At 69.7% G+C, this 19,207-nt stretch carries 22 protein-coding genes; all 22 read left to right on the top strand.

Translation table 11 applies throughout. The annotated features are described in order from the left end of the window. The first annotated feature begins 8 nt into the window (after positions 1–8). The 22 genes from LRS53_RS10490 to LRS53_RS10385 all read left to right on the top strand — a co-directional run bounded on the left by LRS53_RS10490 (position 9) and on the right by LRS53_RS10385 (position 18,967). Complete coding sequence (locus LRS53_RS10490) at positions 9–1,286, top strand: MFS transporter (RefSeq protein WP_442968499.1); 1,278 nt, start codon at positions 9–11, stop codon at positions 1,284–1,286. Between the two features lie 360 nt (positions 1,287–1,646). Beyond that, the gene (locus LRS53_RS10485; RefSeq protein WP_231355830.1) at positions 1,647–2,372 is read left to right on the top strand and encodes a beta-ketoacyl synthase chain length factor; all 726 of its coding nucleotides are present in this window, start codon (positions 1,647–1,649) and stop codon (positions 2,370–2,372) included. Next, on the top strand, positions 2,372–3,139 hold the full coding sequence (locus LRS53_RS10480; RefSeq protein WP_231355829.1) for a lysophospholipid acyltransferase family protein: 768 nt from the start codon (positions 2,372–2,374) through the stop codon (positions 3,137–3,139). The genes LRS53_RS10485 and LRS53_RS10480 overlap by 1 nt, the downstream gene beginning before the upstream one ends. Then, complete coding sequence (locus LRS53_RS10475) at positions 3,132–3,392, top strand: phosphopantetheine-binding protein (protein WP_017642722.1); 261 nt, start codon at positions 3,132–3,134, stop codon at positions 3,390–3,392. Before LRS53_RS10480 ends, LRS53_RS10475 begins: the two co-directional genes overlap by 8 nt. 10 nt (positions 3,393–3,402) lie before the next feature. Then, positions 3,403–3,657 carry an acyl carrier protein gene (locus tag LRS53_RS10470; RefSeq protein WP_017642723.1) on the top strand — a complete coding sequence of 85 codons (255 nt, stop codon included), beginning with the start codon at positions 3,403–3,405 and terminating at the stop codon, positions 3,655–3,657. Between the two features lie 10 nt (positions 3,658–3,667). Continuing rightward, positions 3,668–4,240 carry a hypothetical protein gene (locus LRS53_RS10465; protein ID WP_231355828.1) on the top strand — a complete coding sequence of 191 codons (573 nt, stop codon included), beginning with the start codon at positions 3,668–3,670 and terminating at the stop codon, positions 4,238–4,240. Further along, the gene (locus tag LRS53_RS10460) at positions 4,237–5,883 is read left to right on the top strand and encodes an AMP-binding protein (RefSeq protein WP_231355827.1); all 1,647 of its coding nucleotides are present in this window, start codon (positions 4,237–4,239) and stop codon (positions 5,881–5,883) included. The genes LRS53_RS10465 and LRS53_RS10460 overlap by 4 nt, the downstream gene beginning before the upstream one ends. Continuing rightward, entirely contained in the window at positions 5,880–6,617 is a 738-nt protein-coding gene (locus tag LRS53_RS10455) for a glycosyltransferase family 2 protein (RefSeq protein ID WP_231355826.1), read from the top strand. Before LRS53_RS10460 ends, LRS53_RS10455 begins: the two co-directional genes overlap by 4 nt. Further along, complete coding sequence (locus LRS53_RS10450; RefSeq protein WP_017642727.1) at positions 6,614–7,534, top strand: LpxL/LpxP family acyltransferase; 921 nt, start codon at positions 6,614–6,616, stop codon at positions 7,532–7,534. Before LRS53_RS10455 ends, LRS53_RS10450 begins: the two co-directional genes overlap by 4 nt. After that, complete coding sequence (locus LRS53_RS10445) at positions 7,524–9,050, top strand: HAL/PAL/TAL family ammonia-lyase (protein WP_231355825.1); 1,527 nt, start codon at positions 7,524–7,526, stop codon at positions 9,048–9,050. The genes LRS53_RS10450 and LRS53_RS10445 overlap by 11 nt, the downstream gene beginning before the upstream one ends. Then, a complete protein-coding gene (locus tag LRS53_RS10440) occupies positions 9,043–9,477 on the top strand; it encodes an acyl-CoA thioesterase (protein ID WP_231355824.1) in 435 nt (144 codons plus the stop codon). The genes LRS53_RS10445 and LRS53_RS10440 overlap by 8 nt, the downstream gene beginning before the upstream one ends. Beyond that, positions 9,465–10,049, top strand: coding sequence for an outer membrane lipoprotein carrier protein LolA (locus tag LRS53_RS10435; protein ID WP_231355823.1), 585 nt, complete (start codon positions 9,465–9,467; stop codon positions 10,047–10,049). Before LRS53_RS10440 ends, LRS53_RS10435 begins: the two co-directional genes overlap by 13 nt. Then, positions 10,046–12,370 carry an MMPL family transporter gene (locus LRS53_RS10430; RefSeq protein ID WP_231355822.1) on the top strand — a complete coding sequence of 775 codons (2,325 nt, stop codon included), beginning with the start codon at positions 10,046–10,048 and terminating at the stop codon, positions 12,368–12,370. Before LRS53_RS10435 ends, LRS53_RS10430 begins: the two co-directional genes overlap by 4 nt. Further along, the gene (locus LRS53_RS10425; RefSeq protein WP_231355821.1) at positions 12,363–13,610 is read left to right on the top strand and encodes an NAD(P)/FAD-dependent oxidoreductase; all 1,248 of its coding nucleotides are present in this window, start codon (positions 12,363–12,365) and stop codon (positions 13,608–13,610) included. Before LRS53_RS10430 ends, LRS53_RS10425 begins: the two co-directional genes overlap by 8 nt. Further along, positions 13,607–14,107: a hypothetical protein gene (locus LRS53_RS10420; RefSeq protein WP_231355820.1), complete on the top strand. Its 501-nt coding sequence runs from the start codon at positions 13,607–13,609 to the stop codon at positions 14,105–14,107. Before LRS53_RS10425 ends, LRS53_RS10420 begins: the two co-directional genes overlap by 4 nt. Continuing rightward, entirely contained in the window at positions 14,104–15,288 is a 1,185-nt protein-coding gene (locus tag LRS53_RS10415) for a beta-ketoacyl-[acyl-carrier-protein] synthase family protein (RefSeq protein WP_231355819.1), read from the top strand. Before LRS53_RS10420 ends, LRS53_RS10415 begins: the two co-directional genes overlap by 4 nt. After that, complete coding sequence (locus tag LRS53_RS10410; RefSeq protein WP_231355818.1) at positions 15,285–15,734, top strand: hotdog family protein; 450 nt, start codon at positions 15,285–15,287, stop codon at positions 15,732–15,734. Before LRS53_RS10415 ends, LRS53_RS10410 begins: the two co-directional genes overlap by 4 nt. Next, entirely contained in the window at positions 15,731–16,468 is a 738-nt protein-coding gene (fabG, locus tag LRS53_RS10405; RefSeq protein WP_064308899.1) for a 3-oxoacyl-ACP reductase FabG, read from the top strand. The genes LRS53_RS10410 and fabG overlap by 4 nt, the downstream gene beginning before the upstream one ends. Then, positions 16,468–17,700: a beta-ketoacyl-ACP synthase gene (locus tag LRS53_RS10400; protein WP_231355817.1), complete on the top strand. Its 1,233-nt coding sequence runs from the start codon at positions 16,468–16,470 to the stop codon at positions 17,698–17,700. The genes fabG and LRS53_RS10400 overlap by 1 nt, the downstream gene beginning before the upstream one ends. A gap of 23 nt (positions 17,701–17,723) precedes the next feature. Continuing rightward, positions 17,724–18,122 (top strand): hypothetical protein, encoded by a 399-nt coding sequence (locus tag LRS53_RS10395; RefSeq protein WP_231355816.1) that lies wholly within the window; start codon positions 17,724–17,726, stop codon positions 18,120–18,122. Between the two features lie 99 nt (positions 18,123–18,221). Further along, positions 18,222–18,671, top strand: a complete 450-nt coding sequence (locus LRS53_RS10390) for a hypothetical protein (RefSeq protein WP_017642739.1) — start codon at positions 18,222–18,224, stop codon at positions 18,669–18,671. A 59-nt stretch (positions 18,672–18,730) separates the two neighbouring features. Beyond that, complete coding sequence (locus LRS53_RS10385) at positions 18,731–18,967, top strand: hypothetical protein (RefSeq protein WP_231355815.1); 237 nt, start codon at positions 18,731–18,733, stop codon at positions 18,965–18,967. The last annotated feature ends 240 nt before the right edge of the window (positions 18,968–19,207 follow it).

The raw sequence follows: 19,207 nt of genomic DNA, 5'->3' as shown, positions 1-19,207 counted from the left end.
AGGTACCCGTGAACACGTCCCGGTCGTCCGCCACGCCCCCTGCCCCCCCGCTGCAAACCCGCCCTGCCGCCAATGAGCCGCAGCACGAACCGGATGCCTTCATCGAAAAGGGCACGCCGCAGTTCATGCGTACCGCCCTGGCACTGTTCTGTGGCGGCTTCGCCACCTTCGCCCTGCTCTATTGCGTGCAGCCACTGATGCCGATCTTTTCCCAGGCCTTTGGCCTGACCGCCGCGGCGAGCAGTCTGTCGCTGTCCCTGGCTACGGGCCTCATGGCCTGTGGCCTGCTGGTGACCGGACCGCTTTCCGACGCCATCGGCCGCAAGTCGGTGATGGTCTATGCGCTGTTCGCCGCTGGCGGCTTCACTCTGCTCAGCGCCCTGATGCCGACCTGGGACGGCATCCTGGTGACCCGTGCCTTGGTTGGCTTGTCGCTGGCCGGGGTGGCGGCGGTGGCCATGACCTACCTGGCCGAGGAGGTGCATCCCGAGCACCTGGGCTATGCCATGGGCCTCTACATCAGTGGCAACGCCCTGGGCGGGATGTCGGGTCGGGTGATCAGCGGGGTCCTGGTGGACTTCGTCTCCTGGCGCATCGCCCTGGGCGCCCTGGGGGTGCTGGCGCTGGTGGCGGCGGTGCTGTTCAAGCGCAGTCTGCCAGCCTCGAAGCGCTTCCAGCCGCGGCCCCTGCGGCCGCGTAGCCTGCTCGCTGGCTATGCCCTGCACTTTCGCGATGCCGGCCTGCCCTGGCTGTTCCTGGAAGCCTTCCTGCTGATGGGCGCCTTCGTCACCCTGTTCAACTACATCGCCTATCGCCTGCTGGCCGAGCCCTATCACCTGAGCCAAGCCTGGATCGGCGTCCTCTCGCTGGTCTATCTGGCGGGGATCTACAGCTCGGCCAAGTTCGGCAGCCTGGCCGATCGTTTCGGCCGGCGGCAGGTATTCGCTGGCGCCATCGTTCTCAAGCTGTGCGGTCTGCTGCTGACCCTGTTCACGCCGCTGTGGCTGGTGCTGCCGGGGATGCTGCTGTTCACCTTCGGCTTCTTCGGCGCCCATTCGGTGGCCAGCAGTTGGGTCGGGCGGCGGGCGCGCCAGGCGCGGGGCCAGGCCTCCTCGCTCTATCTGTTCAGTTACTACGCCGGTTCCAGCGTGGCCGGCACCCTGGGTGGCTTCTGCTGGCACCTGGGCGGCTGGACCGGCGTCGGCCTGTTCATCGGCGCCCTGCTGCTCGCGGCCCTGGCCGTAGCGGTCCGGCTGTCTAGGTTGCAGCCGCTGCCAGCGGCGTAACGCCAAGGCTCGACCGCTCCCTTGAGGTTGAAACGCCTCTGGAGCGGTCCCTGCAGCCATGATCGCGATAACCGTCAGCGACAGCTTCACCTTTACCTTCACCTCTCTTCCCCAAATCACCGCTTCCACTGCCGCTCGTCGCACGGAGCGGCGTTTCGTGCCCTGAAAAGGGGCTCTCTACCTCCCGCCACGCTAGCCTGTCCCTGGCTTCGCGGCGCGACTGTCACCTCTTAGCAAAGTTCAGACAAATGTTTGCCTAGGGTAATAGCCGCTTGGATAATGCGCGCCGAACGCTGCAATACCCTGCTCATCAGGGATAGATGAAACGGCAAGCACGTAGGCTCCGGGGTAGATTCAGCCGTGAACATACATTTCCAGATTAGCGATTGGCGCGCCTGGGCGCCTGGTCTTGGCGACCAGGATGCCTGGCGGCAGTGGTGCGCCGCGCCCTGGTGTCCGGCGGACGACGGCAGCCAACCCGATGCCAGCTTCCTGCCGGCCATGCAGCGCCGCCGTCTGAGCCGCCTGGCACGCATGACCTTCCAGGTGGCCTGGCCGTTGGCCGACGCCCATGGCGAGCCGCTGCCGCTGATCTTCGCCTCACGCCACGGCGAGACCCCGCGCACCCTGGCGATCCTCCAGGAGCTGGCCCGCGGCGAGCCGCTCTCCCCGACCCAGTTCAGCCTTTCGGTGCACAACGCCATCATCGGCCAGTGGTCGATCCTGCGTGGCGATCACAGCGAGATGAATGCCTTGGCCACCGGCCGCGATGGCCTCGAACACGCCGTGCTGGAAGCCTCCACCCTGCTCGCCGAAGGCGCCAGCGGGGTGCTGGTGGTGATCGCCGAAGAGGCGCCGCCCACCCTCTATGCGCCCCAGATCGACGATGTCCCCTTTCCCTATGCCGTGGGCCTGCTGCTCACTCCTGGCAGCAGCCATGGCCTGAGCGGCGAGCCGGCCCCGGCGGACGCCGCGACCAGCGCCTGGCCGCATGCCCTGGAAGTGCTGCGCCTGCTGGAAGCCCGCGGTGCGCGGCACCTGGCCTATGCCGGGCGCGCCTGGCACTGGCAGGCGGAGACCTGCTGATGACTGGCCGGCTGGACTACGGCTACCGGCTGCTGGCCACGGGGCTCAACTTCGTGGTGTTCGGCTGCGGCGCCCTGGTCTTCCGCTTGCTGATCCTGCCGATCCTGCTGGTGCTGCCAGGCGATCCGCTGCAGCGGCGTCAGCGTGCGCGGCGGGCCAATGCCCGGCTGTTCCGCTTCTTCGTCGACTTCATGGTGCTGACCCGGGTAATGAACCTGCGCATCCAGGGCCGCGAGCGGTTAGGTCGTCCAGGCCAGCTGATCATCGCCAACCATCCCTCGCTGATCGACGTGGTGGTGCTCATCGGCCTGGTGCCCGACGCCAATTGCGTGGTCAAGCAGGGGCTCTGGCAGAACCCCTATCTCAAGCGGCAGATCCAAGCCGCCGGCTACATCAGCAACAACGGCAGCGCCGAGATGCTCGACGAAGCCGCCGACGCCCTGCGCGAGGGCCAGACGCTGATCATCTTTCCCGAGGGCACCCGCACCACCCCCGGCGAGCCGCCGCGCTTCCATCGTGGCGCCGCGGCCATCGCCCTGCGCGGCGCCCGCTGCATAACCCCGGTCACTATCCGCGTGGTGCCCAGCACCCTGACCAAGGCCACGCCCTGGTATCGCATTCCCGCGCGGCGCTTCGACTTCCAGCTGGAAGTGGGCGCCGACATCGACCCCACCACCTTCGCCGGGCGGCCGTTGCCGCTGGCGTCGCGTGAACTCAACGACCAGCTGCACCAGCTCTACCTGAAGGAAACCGGCAACCATGACTGATCTCAACCTTGAGCTCAAAAGCCTGATCATCGAGGCGCTCGGCCTCGAGGACGTCACCGTCGACGACATCGGCGACGACCAGATCCTGTTCGGCGACGGCCTGGGCCTGGATTCGGTGGACGCCCTGGAGCTGGGCCTGGCGATCCAGAAGCGCTACGGCATCCGCATCGACGCCGAGGCCAAGGACACCCGCACCCATTTCGCCAACGTCAACGCCCTTGCGGCCTTCGTCGCCGCCCAGCGCGCCGCCTGAGGAGATCGCCATGCAAAGCCGTGAAGCCATCTTCGAGACCCTGCGCAGCGCCCTGGTCGAACTCTTCGAACTGGAGCCCGAGCGGGTGACCCTGGAAGCCAACCTCTACGAGGACCTGGAGATCGACAGCATCGACGCCGTCGACCTGATCGACCACCTGCGCCGCCAGACCGGGCACAAGATCGCCGCCGAGCAATTCCGCCAGGTGCGTACCGTAGGTGATGTGGTCGAGGCTGTTTATCGCATCAGCCAGGCGGACGCCTGATCCGCCGCTTATGAGTGTCCTGCCTTCCCGCTCCCCCCTGGGCCTGGTCGCCAGTGCCCTGCTGCTCCTGCTCGGCCTGGCCTATCCCTTCGCCGTCTACTTCGGCCTGCAGCACCTCTCGCCGCGTCTGTTCGCCGCCGGCCTCGGCGCCCTCTGGGGCCTGCGCCTGCTGCAACCCGGCCTCAACGGCCTGCAGCGCGGCACCGCCCTGGTCGCCCTGGGCTTCTGCCTGCTGCTGGCCCTGAGCGACGCCGCCGTGCTCTTGCGCTGGTATCCGGTGCTGCTCAGCCTCTTCCTGCTGGCGGTGTTCGGCCTGAGCCTGCTGCGCGGCCAGCCGCTGATCGAGCGCCTGGCGCGGCTGAGCGAACCCGAGCTGCCAGCACGGGCGGTGCGCTACACCCGCAGAGTGACCCAGGCCTGGTGCCTGTTCTTTCTGTTCAATGCGCTCACCGCCGCTGCCCTGGCGCTCTGGGCGCCCCTGGCCTGGTGGACGCTCTATACCGGGGTGATCGCCTATGGCCTGATGGGCCTGCTGTTCGCCGGTGAATGGCTGGTCCGCCAGCGCGTGCGGAGGCTGTCATGACGTTCACCCCTCTCGCCGACCTGCTGGGCGCCGCGAGCCCGCTGGATGCGGCCCTCAAGCAGCGCGCCCTGAGCCTAGCGGCGGCCTTCCAGGCTGGTGGCCTCAGGCGCCTGGCGCTGCACCTGGACGACGCCGAGGACCTGGCCTGCGCCCTGCTCGGCGCCTGGCGCGCCGGCATCGAGGTCGTCCTGCCGGCCGATGCCCAACCCGCCACCCGTGCTCGGCTGATGCCTACGCTCGATGCCTGGCTCGACGATCTTGCCGGCTGGACGGCCGCCGAGCCCCTGGCGCCCGCCGCGCTCGACCTCCAGGCACCGCTGCTGACCCTGAGCACCTCGGGCTCCAGTGGCGAGCCCAAACTGATCGCCAAGCAGCTGTTCCAGCTGGCCAACGAGGTCGCTGCCCTGGAGCGCCTCTGGGGCGAGTCCCTGGGCGAGGCGACCATCCTCGGCAGTGTCTCCACCCAACACATCTATGGCCTGCTGTTCCGCGTGCTCTGGCCGCTCTGCAGCGGTCGCCCCTTCGCCCGCCAGGCGCTGCCCTTCACCGAGGAGCTGCAGCGGGAGACCGCCGCCCTGCTACGCGCGGGTCGCCGGGCGGTGTGGATCAGCAGTCCGGCCTTGCTCAAGCGCCTGGGCGAGAACCTCGATGACGCCATCCTCGGTCAGGTGGTGCGGGTGTTTTCCTCCGGCGGCGTGCTGCCGGAGGCGGCGGCCACGGCCTGCCAGGCGCGCTTCGGCCAGTACCCTACCGAGGTCTATGGCAGCTCCGAGACCGGCGGCATCGCCTGGCGCCAGGGCCCGCAGCCCTGGCAGGCCTTCGCCGACCTGGAGCTGGGCCAGGACGCTGACGGCGCCCTCTGGCTGACCTCCCCCTATCTGCCCCAGGGCGTGCGCGAGCAGACCATGGACGGCGTCCGCCTGCTGGGTGACGGTCGCTTCGAACTGCTCGGGCGTTTGGATCGCATCATCAAACTGGAAGAGAAGCGCATCGCTCTGCCGGCGTTGGAGGCGCGCCTGCTCGACCATCCCGCCGTCGCCGATGTCCGCCTGGGCGTGGTACAGCAGGGTCGCGCCCTGCTCGGCGCCCTGGTCGCCCTGAGCGAAAGCGGCCTGCATCAGTTGCGCAATGGCGGTCGCCGCGCCCTGGTGGCCGAGTTGCGCGAACACCTGGTCGGCCATTGCGAGGCCATCGCCCTGCCGCGCCGCTGGCGCCTGCTGCTGGCACTGCCCTACAGCGCCCAGGGCAAGCTGGCCCAGGCCGAAGTAGAACGCCTGCTGGCCCAGCCACGGCCAGTGGAGATCGAACCGCTCGACGTCGAGCGGACGGCAGACGGCTGGTGCCTGGAGCTGGAAGTAGCCCCGGACCTGGCGTTCTTTTCCGGCCACTTCCCCACGGCGCCGGTGGTGCCCGGGGTGGTGCAGGTCGGCTGGGCCCAGCGCCTGGCCCGTCAGCACCTGGATCTGCCAGGGGAATTCGCCGGCATGGAGGTGCTGAAATTCCAGCAGCTGCTGCGCCCCGGCGACCGGGTGACCCTGACCTTCCACTTCGACGCCACCCGCAGCAAGCTGCACTTCGCCTTTCGCCAGGGCACCGCGGCCTGCTCTTCCGGGCGCATCCTGCTCAAGGAGGCGCAGCCATGAGCTTTCGGGCCTGCGCGGTGATCCCGGTGTTCGACCATGAGCACGCCCTGCCGCTGGTGGTCCAGGCGCTGCGCCAGCGCGCCCTGCCCTGCGTGCTGGTGGACGATGCCTCCAGCCCCGCCTGCGCCCAGGTGATGGACGAGCTGGCGACCCAAGCCGACGTCCATCTGCTGCGCCTGCCGGTCAACCAGGGCAAGGGCGGCGCGGTGATGGCCGGACTCGCCGAGGCGCAGCGCCTGGGCTTCACTCATGCCCTGCAGGTGGATGCCGACGGCCAGCACGACCTGGCCGACGTGGCCGCCTTTCTCGCCGAGGCCCAGGCCTATCCCGAGGCGCTGATCTGCGGCTATCCGCAATTCGACGACTCGGTGCCCAGGGGCCGGCTCTATGCCCGCTACCTCACCCATGTCTGGGTGTGGATCAACAGCCTGTCCCTGGCGATCCGCGACAGCATGTGCGGCTTTCGCGTCTATCCGCTGGCGCCGACCCTGGCGGTGATCCGCGCCGGTGGCCTGGGCAAGCGCATGGATTTCGACCCGGAGATCCTGGTACGCCTGGCCTGGCGCGAGCAGCCCATGCGCTGGCGGCCGACCCGGGTGCACTATCCGCTGGATGGCCGTTCGCACTTTCGCCTCTGGCAGGACAACGTGCTGATCTCGCGCATGCACACCCGGCTGTTCTTCGGCATGCTGCTGCGCGCGCCGCGCCTGCTCTGGCGCCGGGTGCGCGCGTGAGCGGCCACTGGGCGCAGCAGCGCGAGCGTGGCAGTCCTGTGCTGATGCGGCTTACCGCCTGGCTGGCGCGGCACCTGGGCCGCCGCGCCATCGCTCCGTTGCTGCGGCTGATCGTGCTGTACTTCTTCCTGTTCGGCGCCCGCGCCCGCCGGGGCATTCGCGACTACCAGCAGCGCCTGGCCCGCTGGAGCAATCGTCCTGATCTGCAGCCCAGCTGGCGCAGCGGCTATGCCCAGTTCATGGCCTTCGCCGAAGCCCTGCTGGACAAGCTCGACGCCTGGAACGGCCGCCTCGGCCTGGATCAGGTGCAACTGCACGATCCGGATCAGGTGCACAGCCGCATGCACGCCCCGCGCGGCGAGATCCTGGTCACCGCCCACCTGGGCAACCTCGAAGTCTGTCGCGCGCTGGCCCAGCTGGGGCGGCGGGTGCGCCTCAATGTGCTGGTGCACACCCGCCACGCCGAAGCCTTCAATCGCCTGCTGGAAGAGGCCGGCGCCAGCGATCTGCGGCTGATCCAGGTCAGCGAGCTGGACCCGGCGGTGATGCTGCAGCTCAGCGAGCGCCTGGAGCGCGGCGAATGGCTGGCCATCGCCGGCGACCGGGTGCCGCTGCATGGCGGCCGGACCGTCGAGGTGGACTTCCTCGGCGCCCCGGCGCCCTTCCCCCAGGGCCCCTGGCTGCTGGCGCACCTGCTGCGCTGCCCGACCAACCTGCTGTTCTGCCTGCGCGAAGCCGACGGCTACCACCTCTACCTGGAAGACTTCGCCCCGGCCCCGGCCTGGCGTCGCCAGGAGCGCGCCGCTGGCATCCAGGGTCTGGCCCAGGCCTATGCCGAGCGCCTTGCCGCCCATTGCCTCAAGGCGCCGCGGCAGTGGTTCAACTTCTACCCCTTCTGGAGTCGCGATGAACGCTAGTGTTCGCTTTGGTAGCCAGGCCCTCGCCATCGAAGACCTGGTCGCCCTGGCCGAGGGCCGGGCCCAGGCCGAATTGCAGGACGACGCCGCCTTTCGCGACGGCATCGCCCGCGGCGCCCGCTTCGTCGAGTCGCTGCTGGCCCGCGAGGGTTCGGTCTACGGCATCACCACCGGCTATGGCGATTCCTGCGTGGTCGCCGTGCCCCTGGCCCAGGTCGAGGCGCTGCCGCGTCAGCTCTATACCTTCCACGGCTGCGGCCTGGGGCGCCATCTGGACCCGGCGGCGACCCGTGCGGTACTGGCGGCGCGGCTGCAGTCGCTGTGCCAGGGCGTCTCCGGGGTGCGCGTCGAGTTGCTCGAACGCCTCACCGCCTTCCTGCGCGAAGACATCCTGCCGCTGATCCCCGAAGAGGGTTCGGTGGGCGCCAGCGGCGATCTCACCCCGCTGTCCTATGTCGCTGCCGCTCTCTGCGGCGAGCGCCAGGTGCTCTGGCGCCAGGAGATACGGGAAGCGGCGGACGTCCATGCCGAGCTGGGCTGGACGCCGCTGGTGCTCAGACCCAAGGAAGCCCTGGCGCTGATGAACGGCACCGCGGTGATGACCGGCCTGGCCTGCCTGGCCTTCGCCCGCGCCGAGTACCTGCTGCGCCTGGCAACCCGCATCACCGCGCTCAATGTGGTGGCCCTGGCCGGCAACCCCGAGCACTTCGACCAGCGCCTGTTCGCCGCCAAGCCCCATCCGGGCCAGGGCCAGGTGGCCGCCTGGCTGCGCGCGGATCTGGCTGCAGAGGGTCCGGCCGCGCCCCTGCACCGCCTGCAGGACAGATATTCGCTGCGCTGCGCGCCCCATGTGCTGGGGGTGCTGGCCGACAGCCTGCCCTGGCTGCGCCAGTTCATCGAGACCGAACTCAACAGCGCCAACGACAATCCGCTGATCGACGCCGAAGACGAGCGGGTGCTGCACGGCGGCCACTTCTATGGCGGCCATATCGCCTGCGCCATGGACAGTCTCAAGACCCTGGTGGCCAACGTCGCCGACCTGCTCGACCGCCAGCTCGCCCTCTTGGTGGATGCGCGCTACAACCATGGCCTGCCGGGCAATCTCTCCGGCGCGCCGGCCGCGCGGGCCATGCTCAACCACGGTTTCAAGGCGGTGCAGATCGGCGCCAGCGCCTGGACCGCCGAGGCGCTCAAGGGCACCCTGCCGGCCAGCGTCTTCTCCCGTTCCACCGAATGCCACAACCAGGACAAGGTCAGCATGGGCACCATCGCCGCCCGCGATGCCCTGCGCGTGCTGGAGCTCACCGAGCAGGTGGCCGCCGCCACCCTGCTGGCCGCCCAGCAGGGCGTCTGGCTCAGGTGCGAGCAGGGCGGGCAACCGCCCGCGCCCCTGGCCGCCATGCACCGCGCGCTGGGCGAGACCTTCCCGCCGCTGATCGAAGACCGTGCCCTGGAAGCCGAATTGCGCCAGACCCTGACCCTGATTCGCGCCCGCCACTGGAGGCTCTATGCGTAAGACCGGTGCCCTGCAGGTCGAGGTGGAGATGCAGATCCCCTTCTTCGACGTCGACATGATGGAAATCGCCTGGCACGGCCATTATGTGAAGTACCTGGAGGTGGCGCGTTGCGCGCTGCTCGACCGCCTCGACCATAACTACCTGCAGATGCGCGACTCCGGCTATGGCTGGCCGGTGATCGACCTGCAGATCCGCTACATCCGCCCCCTGCTGTTTCAGCAGCGCGTGCGGGTAAAGGCCGATCTGGTGGAGTGGGAGAACCGCCTCAAGCTCAACTACCTGATCAGCGATGCCGACACCGGCGAGCGCCTGACCCGCGCCAGCACCGTGCAGGTCGCCGTGGACCTGGCCAGCCGCGAGATGCAGCTGGCCTCGCCCAAGGTCTTCATCGACGCCGTGGAGAGGGCCCTGGCATGCGTACGCTGATCGCTCTGCTATTCATCCTGGCCGCGCCCCTGGCCCAGGCCTTCGATCTCGACGACCTGGCCGCCCAGCTGGCGAGCCCCGCGGCGGTCGCGGGCAACTTCGTCCAGCAGCGCTATCTGCGCGCCCTGCCGCAACCGCTCACCAGCAGCGGCCACTTCACCCTGGCCCGCGGCCTGGGCCTGCTCTGGCGGCTGGAAAAGCCCCTGGCGCAGACCTATCGCATTACGCCTGGCGCCATCGCCAAGCAGACGCCGACGGGCTGGACGCCCTTGCCCGGCAGCGACCTAGCCGCGCGCCAGAGCGCCCTGTTCCTGGCCGTGCTCGGCGGCGATCGTAGCGGCCTGGAACGCGACTTCGAGCTGGCCCTGACGGGCGACGCCAATCACTGGCAGCTGCGCCTGACCCCGCGCGGCGCGCTGCTCAAGCAGGTGTTCGACGGCATCCTCATCCAGGGCGGCGCCCTGGTCGAACAGGTGGAGATCCGCGAGACCCAGGGCGACCGCAGCCTGCTCAGGCTGGACGGCCAGCCTGGCGACACCCTGAGCGCCGAGCAGCGCGCGGTCTTCCAGTGACCCGGCTGCAGCGCCCCTTCCTGCTGTTCCTGCTCGCCCTGCTGGCGCTCAGCGCCTGGCAGTGGCGGCAGGGTCCGCCGGTGGCCGCCGATCTGCTGGCGCTCCTGCCCCAGGGCGCCGGCGATGCCCTTACCCAGCAGGCCGAGGCGCGCATGGCCGAGCCGCTCAATCGCGAGGTGCTCCTGCTGGTGGGTCATCCCCAGCGCGAGCGGGTGGCCGCCCTGGCCGAGCGCCTGGGTCAGGCCTGGTCCCATGAGCCGCTGTTCGAAAAGGTGCAATGGCAGCTGACGCCGGATCTGCCCGGCCTGCGCCAGCAACTCCTGGCCAGTCGCCTGGCGCTGACACCGGGGCCGGCGCGCGACGAGTTGCTCAAGACGCCCGACAGCTATCTGCAGGCCCGTGCCGCGGCGCTCTTCGATCCCTTCGCCGGCGCCGGCGCCCTGCCCCTGGAGCAGGACTGGTTCGGCCTCGGCCTGCTGGTGCAGCGCCAGCTCACCCCGGCCAGCAAGGTGCAGTTCGACGCCGGCAGCGGCCTGCTGCTGACCCAGGGCGACGGCCTGACCTGGGCCCTGATCCGCGCCCGTACCCGCGCCGATGCCTTCGACTTCGATGCCCCGCCACGGGTAGAAGCCCTGATCGAGGCCGCCCGCCGTGAGGTGGTCGCGGATGGCGGCCAACTGCTCGCCGCCAGCGGCCTTAGATACGCCGCCGCCGGCCAGGCCACCGCCAGCCGCGAGATGTCGCTGATCGGCGGATTGGCCACCCTTGGCACCCTGGCCCTGCTGCTGGGGCTGTTCCGCCGCTGGCGGGTGCTGCTCAGCCTGCTGGCGGTAGGCGTGGCCCTCCTGGCCGGCAGCGCCGCCTGCGTGCTGCTGTTCGGCCAGATCAACGCCCTCACCCTGATCCTCGGCGCCAGCCTGACCGGGGTGGCCGCCGACTATCCGCTGCACTATCTCAGTAAGAGCTGGAAGGGCGGCCCCTGGGATGCCACGGCCATCCTGCGCGAGACGCTGCCGGGATTGTCCCTGAGTCTGGCGACCAATCTGCTGGGCTACCTGGCGCTGGCCTGCACGCCCTTTCCGGCGCTGACCCAGGTGGCGGCGTTCTCCGCCGCTGGCCTGATCGGCGCCTACCTCACCACCGTCTGCCTCTTGCCGGCCTGGTGGCAACGCCTGGACCTGGCACCGCCCGCCGCGCCCCTGCGGCTGATGCAGCGCCTGCTCGACCTGCGACTGCGCCTGCTGGCGCGCACCGGCAGCCTGCCGCTGCTCCTGGCGCTGCTGGCCTTTTGCGGCGCGGGCGTCTGGCAACTGCACCCGCAGAACGACCTGCGTCTCTGGCTTGGCCAGGACCCGGCCCTGACCCGCGAAGCCCAGGCCATCGCCCGCCTTACTGGGCTGCAACCCACCAGCCAGTTCTTCCTGGTGCGCGGGGCGGATGCCGATGAGGTGCTGCGCCGCCAGGCCGCCCTGGGTCAGCGCCTGGATAGCCTGGTCAGTCAGGGCCAGCTGCAGGGCTATCGCGCCCTCAGCGGCCTGGTCGCCCCCGCCGCGGCCCAGGCCGAACTGCGCCAGGCCCTGGCCGGTTGGGGTGAGCGCCTGCAACCCCTGCTGGCGGTAGGCATACCGGCCGAGGCGCTGGACGCCGAACTCAAGCAACTGCATCAGCTACCCGACCTGAGTCTCGACCAGGCCCTGGCCGGCCCACTGGGCGAACCCTGGCGACCGCTCTGGCTGGGCCAGACGGCCGACGGCAGCGCGGCCGGGCTGGTCAGCCTGCAAGGGCTGGGCAACGCCCAGGTCCTGCAAAGGGTGGCCGAGGGTTTGCCCGGTGTGCAGCTGGTGGATCGCCTGGGCGAATTGCGCGGCTTGTTCCTCCATACCCAGCGCCTGGCGGTGGAGCTCAAGTTGCTGGCCTCGGCGGCCATCTTCCTGCTGCTGCTCTGGGCCTTCGGTCGCCGCGCGGCACTGCGTATCGTCTGCCTGCCGCTCCTGGCGGCCCTCGCGGCCCTGGCCTGCCTAGGGTGGCTGGGTCAGCCGCTGACCCTGTTCAGCCTCTTCGCCCTGCTGCTCATCACCGCCATCGGCGTGGACTACGCCATCCTCATGCACGAGGCCATCGGCGGCGCGGCGGTCAGTCTGCTCGGCGGCCTGCTGTCCGGCGTCGGCAGCTGGCTGTCGTTCGGTCTGCTGATGCTCAGCAGCACCCCGGCCATCGCCAACTTCGGCCTGGCCATCAGCCTGGGCCTAGTGTTCAGCTTCCTGCTGGCACCCTGGGCCTCGCCCCCCGTCTCCCACGAAAAGGACCTTCGTCATGGTTGAACATCATCCCCTGGTCGTCATCGGTGCCGGCCCGGCCGGCGCCGTGGTCGCCGCCCTGCTCAAGCGTCGCGGCCATCCGGTACTGGTGCTGGAAGCCCAGCACTTCCCGCGCTTTTCCATCGGCGAGAGCCTGCTCTCCCACAGCCTGGATTTTGTCGAGGAAGCCGGGATGCTGCCCGCGGTCGAGGCCGCTGGTTTTCAGACCAAGGTCGGCGCGGCCTTCGCCTGGGGCGAGCGCTACACCGACTTCGACTTCCGCGACACCTACAGCGGCGGGCGCAGCACCTTCCAGGTCCAGCGCGGCCCCTTCGACAAGATCCTCGCCGACGACGCCGCGCGCCAGGGCGTGGCGATCCGCTACGGCCAGCGGGTGACCGCCGTGACCCTGGGCGAAGGCGGTGAAAGAACCCGGATCGAGGTGCTGGGCGACGACGGCCAGGCCTATGCGCTGACCACCGACTTCCTGCTCGATGCCAGTGGCTACGGGCGGGTGCTGCCACGCCTGCTGGACCTGGAGGCCCCGTCGGACTTCCCGGTGCGTCGCGCCCTCTTCACCCATGTCGAGGATCGCATCGACGATCCCGGCTTCGACCGCGAACGCATCCTCATCACCACCCATCCGACCCTGCGCGACGTCTGGTTCTGGACCATCCCCTTCAGCGACGGCCGCACCTCGCTCGGGGTGGTGGCCGCCGCCGAGCGCTATGCCGGACACGCCCCCGATCTCGCCACCTGTCTGCGCGACTGGGTCGCCGAGACCCCGAGCCTGGCCCGGGTGCTACACAATGCGGTCTGGGATACCCCGGTGCGCGAGCTGGGCGGCTATGCGGCCAACGTCAAGCGCCTGCACGGCCCCAGCTTCGCCCTGCTGGGCAACGCCGCCGAATTCCTCGATCCGGTGTTTTCCTCGGGCGTCACCATCGCCCTGCGCTCGGCCAGCCTGGCTGCGCCGCTGGTGGATCGCCAGCTGCGTGGCGAGGTGGTGGACTGGGAGGGCGAATTCGCCCGACCGCTCAAGGCGGGCGTCGATACGTTCCGTGCCTATGTGGAGGGCTGGTACGATGGCAGCTTCCAGGACGTCATCTATTTCGAGAACGCCGACCCCGAGATCCGCCGCATGATCTGCGCCATTCTCGCCGGCTACGCCTGGGACCTTCGCAACCCCTTCGTCAAGGAGCCCAAGCGGCGCCTGCGCCTGCTCGTCGAGCTCTGTCAGCTGAATTCGGCCCATCCTGCATGACCCTGCCCCGTCCGTTCGTCTTCGCGCTGGCCTGCCTGCTGCTGCTCGCCGCCTGCGCCAGCCAGCCGCCGCTGCCCAGCAATCCGCCGCCGCTGGCGCGCGCCCTCGTCTACCAGGTGGAGCGCCAGACCGTCGAGGGCAGCGACGCCCTGCTGCTGGCCATCCAGCCGGAAGGTCAGGCCCTGCGCTTTTCCCTGTTCGATCCCCTGGGCGTGCCCCAGGCGCGCCAGCGGCTGCTCGACGGCGCCTGGCACGCCGACGGCCTGCTGCCGCCCAATCCCCGGGCGCGCACCTTCTTCAGCGTGCTGCTGTTCGCCCTGACCCCGGCCGACCAACTGCCGCAGGCCTATGCCGCGGGCGACTGGCAACAGGCCGGCGACGGCAGCCGCAGCCTCAAGGACTGGCAGGTGCGCTATCCCGCTGCCGACCGCCTGGAGCTTCAGGCGCCGGACGGGTCGCGCTATCGCCTGACCCTGCTGCCGGAGTCCGCGCCTTGAGCGCCTACCTGAATGCGCTGGGGCTGCTCTGCGCCCTGGGCCAGGGCAAGGCCAAGGTGGCACGTGGTCTGTTCGCCGGCGACACGGCGGGCATGCAGCCCACCCCGGGCTGGATTCCCGAACGCCAGCCACCGGTGGGCACCGTCACCGCCCCGCTGCCGGCCTGGCCAGCGGCCTGGACGCCCTATTTCAGTCGCAACAACCAGCTCCTGCTGGCGGCCCTGGCCGAGATCGAGCCCCAGGTGCGCCAGGCCATCGAGCACCATGGCCCCGCGCGCATCGGCGTGGTGCTGGGCACCAGCACCTCCGGCATTCACGAGGCCAGCCAGGGCATCGCCGTGCACCAGCGCAGCGGCCAGCTGCCCGAGGGCTATCAGTACGCCCAGCAGGAACTGGTGGCGCCGGCGGATTTCCTCGCCCGCTACCTGGGCCTGAGCGGCCCCTGCTATGGTCTCTCCACCGCCTGCACCAGTAGCGCCCGCGCCCTGCTCAGCGCCCGTCGGCTGCTGGTCCAGGGCCATTGCGATGCCGTGCTCTGCGGCGGCGTCGACAGCCTCTGCGGCCTGACCCTGAACGGCTTCGCCGCCCTGGAAGCGGTCAGCGAGTCGCCGTGCAATCCCTTCTCGGTCAATCGTTGCGGCATCAACATCGGCGAGGGGGCGGCGCTGTTCCTGCTGACCCGCGAGCCCGGTCCCATTGCCCTGCTCGGCGGCGGCGCCAGCTCCGATGCCCACCATATCTCCGCCCCCGACCCCAGCGGCCGCGGCGCCGTCCAGGCCATGCAGGCAGCGCTGCGCGCCAGCGGTCTGCAGCCGGGCGACATCGGCTATCTCAACCTGCACGGCACCGCCACGCCACACAACGACGCCATGGAAAGCCACGCCACCCATGAGGTATTCCCGGCCGGGGTGCCCTGCTCCTCGACCAAGCCGTTGACCGGCCATACCCTCGGCGCCGCCGGCGCCCTGGAAGCCGCCTTCGCCTGGCTGACCCTGGACCCGCAGCTCAACCCGGCCGGCCAGCTGCCACCGCAGCGCTGGGACGGCCAGGCCGATCCGGCCCTGCCACGCCTGGCGCTGGCCCACGCCGACAGCCGCCTGGATGGCCGCCGCCATGCCATGAGCAACAGCTTCGCCTTTGGCGGCAGCAACGTCAGCCTCATCCTCGGAGCCACGCCATGATCCCCTGGCCCCTCGCCGAGCTGGTGCCCCACGCCGGCGACATGCTGCTGATCGAGGAGATCCTCGCCTGCGACGACCAGGGCATCGAGACCCGCCTGGTGGTGAGGCCCGGCCTCTTCACCGACGCCGATGGCGCCCTGCCGGCCTGGATCGGCGTGGAGCTGATGGCCCAGAGCGTGGCGGCCTTCGCCGGCTGCCAGGCGCGCCGCCGCGGCGAGGCCCCGGCCCTGGGTTTCCTGCTCGGCACCCGCCAGTTCGCCTGCGACGTGGCGGCCTTTCCCGCCGGCGGTGAGTTGCGCATCCAGGCCCAGTCGGCACTGCAGAACGACGATGGCATGGCCATCTTCGACTGCCATCTGCAGGGTCCTGGCTGCCAGGCCAGCGCCCGCCTGAACGTCTATCGTCCGCCCCGGGCGGATCTGTATCTACAGGAGCCCGCGCCATGAGCGTCGCCCCCGCTCCGGTCCTGGTGACCGGTTCCAGCCGCGGCCTGGGCCGCGCCATCGCCCTGCGCCTGGCCGCCGCCGGGCACGACCTGGTGCTGCACTGCCGCAGCCGGCGCGAAGAAGCCGAGGCCGTCCGCACCGAGGTCGAGGCCCTGGGCCGCACGGCCCGGGTGCTGCAATTCGACGTCGGCGACCGCGCCGCCTGCGCGGCCATCCTCGAGGCCGATACCGAAGCCCACGGCGGCTACTATGGTGTGGTCTGCAATGCTGGTCTGACCCGCGACGGCGCCTTTCCGGCGCTGACTGGCGAGGACTGGGACGTGGTCCTGCGCACCAATCTCGACGGCTTCTACAATGTCCTGCACCCGGTGGTCATGCCGATGATCCGTCGCCGCGCGCCGGGGCGCATCGTCTGCATCACTTCGGTCTCCGGGCTGATCGGCAATCGCGGCCAGGTCAACTACAGCGCCTCCAAGGCGGGGCTGATCGGCGCCGCCAAGGCCCTGGCGGTGGAGTTGGCCAAGCGCAAGATCACCGTCAACTGCGTGGCCCCAGGGCTGATCGACACCGAAATCCTCGACGAGCACGTGCCGGTGGACAAGATTCTCGAAATGATCCCGGCCGGACGCATGGGCACCCCCGAGGAGGTGGCCCATGCGGTGGCCTTCCTGCTCGCGCCCGAGGCCGGCTACATCACCCGCCAGGTGCTGGCGGTCAACGGAGGGCTGTGCTAATGAGTGCGCGCCGCGTCGTGATCACCGGGATGGCCGGCGTCACCGCCCTGGGCAGTGACTGGCCGACCATCCGCGACCACTTCCTGGCCGGCCACAGCGGCATCCGCCGCATGGACGCCTGGGATCGCTATACCGAGATGAACACCCGCCTGGGCGGGCCCATCGTCGACTTCCAGGTGCCCAGCCACTGGACGCGCAAGCAGTTACGCAGCATGGGCCGCGTCTCCCAGCTGGCGGTGGCCGCCGCCGAGCGTGCCCTGGCCGATGCCGGACTGCTGAACGATCCCAGCATCGCCGATGGCCGCATGGGCGTGGCCTGCGGTTCCTCCACAGGCAGCACCGACGACATCAAGGCGCTGGCCAACATGCTGCTCAGCGACGCAGCCGTGGGGCTCAACGCCAACACCTATGTGCGCATGATGCCGCACACCGCCGCCGCCAACCTGAGCCTGTTCTTTGGTCTCAAGGGCCGGCTGATTCCCACCTCCAGCGCCTGCACCAGCGGCAGCCAGGGCATCGGCTACGCCTACGAAGCCATCAAGTTCGGCCGCCTGCCGCTGATGCTGGCCGGCGGCGCCGAAGAACTCTGTCCCAGCGAGGCCATGGTCTTCGACACCCTCTATGCCACCAGCCTGCGCAACGATGCGCCCCACACCTCGCCGCGTCCCTACGACCAGGGACGCGACGGCCTGGTGATCGGCGAAGGCGCCGGCATCCTGGTGCTGGAAGAGCTGGAACACGCCCTGGCGCGCGGCGCGCACATCCACGCCGAGATCGTCGGCTTCGGCAGCAACGCCGACGGCCAGCACTCCACCCGCCCGGAACAGGCCACCATGCAGCGCGCCATGGAGCTGGCCCTGGAAGACGCCGGGCTGGCGCCGGAGGCCATCGGCTACGTCAACGGCCACGGCACGGCCACCGAACAGGGCGACATCGCCGAGACCCGGGCCACCCAGGCGCTGTTCGGCTCCGGCATGCCCATCAGCTCGCAGAAGAGCTACCTGGGCCATACCCTCGGGGCCTGTGGCGCCCTGGAGTCCTGGTTCAGCATCGCCATGATGAACGAAGAGCGTTTCGTGCCGACGCTCAACCTCGACGACCTGGACCCCCAGTGTGGCGAGCTGGACTATCTGCGTGACGGACCGCGGACCCTGCGTACCGATCATGTGATGAACAACAATTTCGCCTTTGGCGGGGTGAACACCTCGCTGATCTTCCGCCGCTGGTCCTGATGGCCATTTCCCGAGGTATTCCCATGTTGCGTCGCCTGCTGATCGTCTCCGCGCTGCTGTTCCTGGCGGCCTGCACCCGCGCGCCCCTGGTGACGCCCCAGGAGGTCTTCCCCGCCGATCGGGTGGAGAACGCCGCCGATGTCCGGCGCGCCATCGTCGACACCCTCGAACGCCGTGGCTGGAGCGTCGGCCAGGAGAGCCCCGGCCTGGTGGTCGCCAGCATCGTGGTGCGCGATCGCCACCAGGCCTGGGTCGACATCCCCTACAGTACCAAGGGCTACCAGATCCGCTACCGCGACAGTGCCGGCCTCGACTACGACGGCGAGCGCATCCATCGTAACTACAACAAGTGGGTCCAGCTGCTCGACGCCGACATCCGTCGACAACTGCAGCTGCCGGCCCCCGCTGCCGACGCGGAGTAGCGCTCCGCAGCCTGCGCGATATCGCAGAATGCCGGTCCCCAGGCTGACGGGGCGAGCGTTCTGGGTTAAACAGTCATCCCCCACCACAAGGAAGTCACCATGCGTACCCTAGCCGCCACCCTCGCACTGACCCTGAGCCTGACCACCCTGCTGCCCAGCATCGCCCAGGCCCGCGACACCACCCTGCACCTGCCCTTCGCCGAGGTGGTCCAGGAAGCCCTGGCCGCCAAGCGCCTGGACGGCAGCGTGAAGTTCTACCTGGCCGGCAACCCGGTGCCGGGCAAGGCCACGGTGGTCAATTCCAGCATCACCACCAACCAGAAGACCAACGCCTTCAACAAGACCGACGAGGTCGCCTGCCGCTGGGTGCTGCAATCGGCGCTGATCCGCCTGCAGGAAGCGGCCAAGGCCGCCGGTGCCAATGCCGTCACCGACATCACCAGCTACTACAAGAAGAACGAGTGGAGCGATCCCAGCCGCTACGAATGCCACGCCGGCGCGCTCATGGCCGGTGTCGCCCTCAAGGGCAAGCTGGTGATCCTCAAGTAGGTCGGAACGGCGGCGCGTCCGGGTGGGTCTGTCTAGAGACCTACCTGGAGGCCGCCGCCATGCCCCACTTTCGCGTCCACTACCGCAAGGACGGCGAACCCCGCCAGCTCGATCTCGACCGTCCGCAGGCGACGCTCGCGCCCCATGAAGCGGCCCTCGCCGTGCTGGAACACCTGCGCGCCGACGCCGAGAACAGCCTGGCCCTGCCGCCTGCCGATGCACCCGCCGAGGCCATCCTGCGGCAGGCGGAGGTGCATGGGTTGACGGATATCAGGGTGGAAGAGCTGGCATCGTAGGTTGGCGCTGAGCACAGCGAAGCCCAACGGGCAGGACTGGCGGTGTCTGGCCTCCCTCACCCCAGCCCTCTCCCAGAGGGAGAGGGGGCGGTCTGGTTTAGCGTTGGCTTATGGGCTCATCGCGGCCATGGCGGTCCGCCGATGCGGGCGCTCCAGGAGTCCGATATTTCGCTCATCGCGGCCATGGGCCGCTCCTACAATGACATCTGGACCTGTAGGAGCGGCCCATGGCCGCGATCA

Source organism: Pseudomonas sp. PLB05 (assembly GCF_021106615.1).
In the GTDB taxonomy this organism is placed as follows: Bacteria; Pseudomonadota; Gammaproteobacteria; order Pseudomonadales; family Pseudomonadaceae; genus Chryseomonas; species Chryseomonas benzopyrenica.
This window is presented reverse-complemented; position numbering and strand designations above follow the sequence as displayed.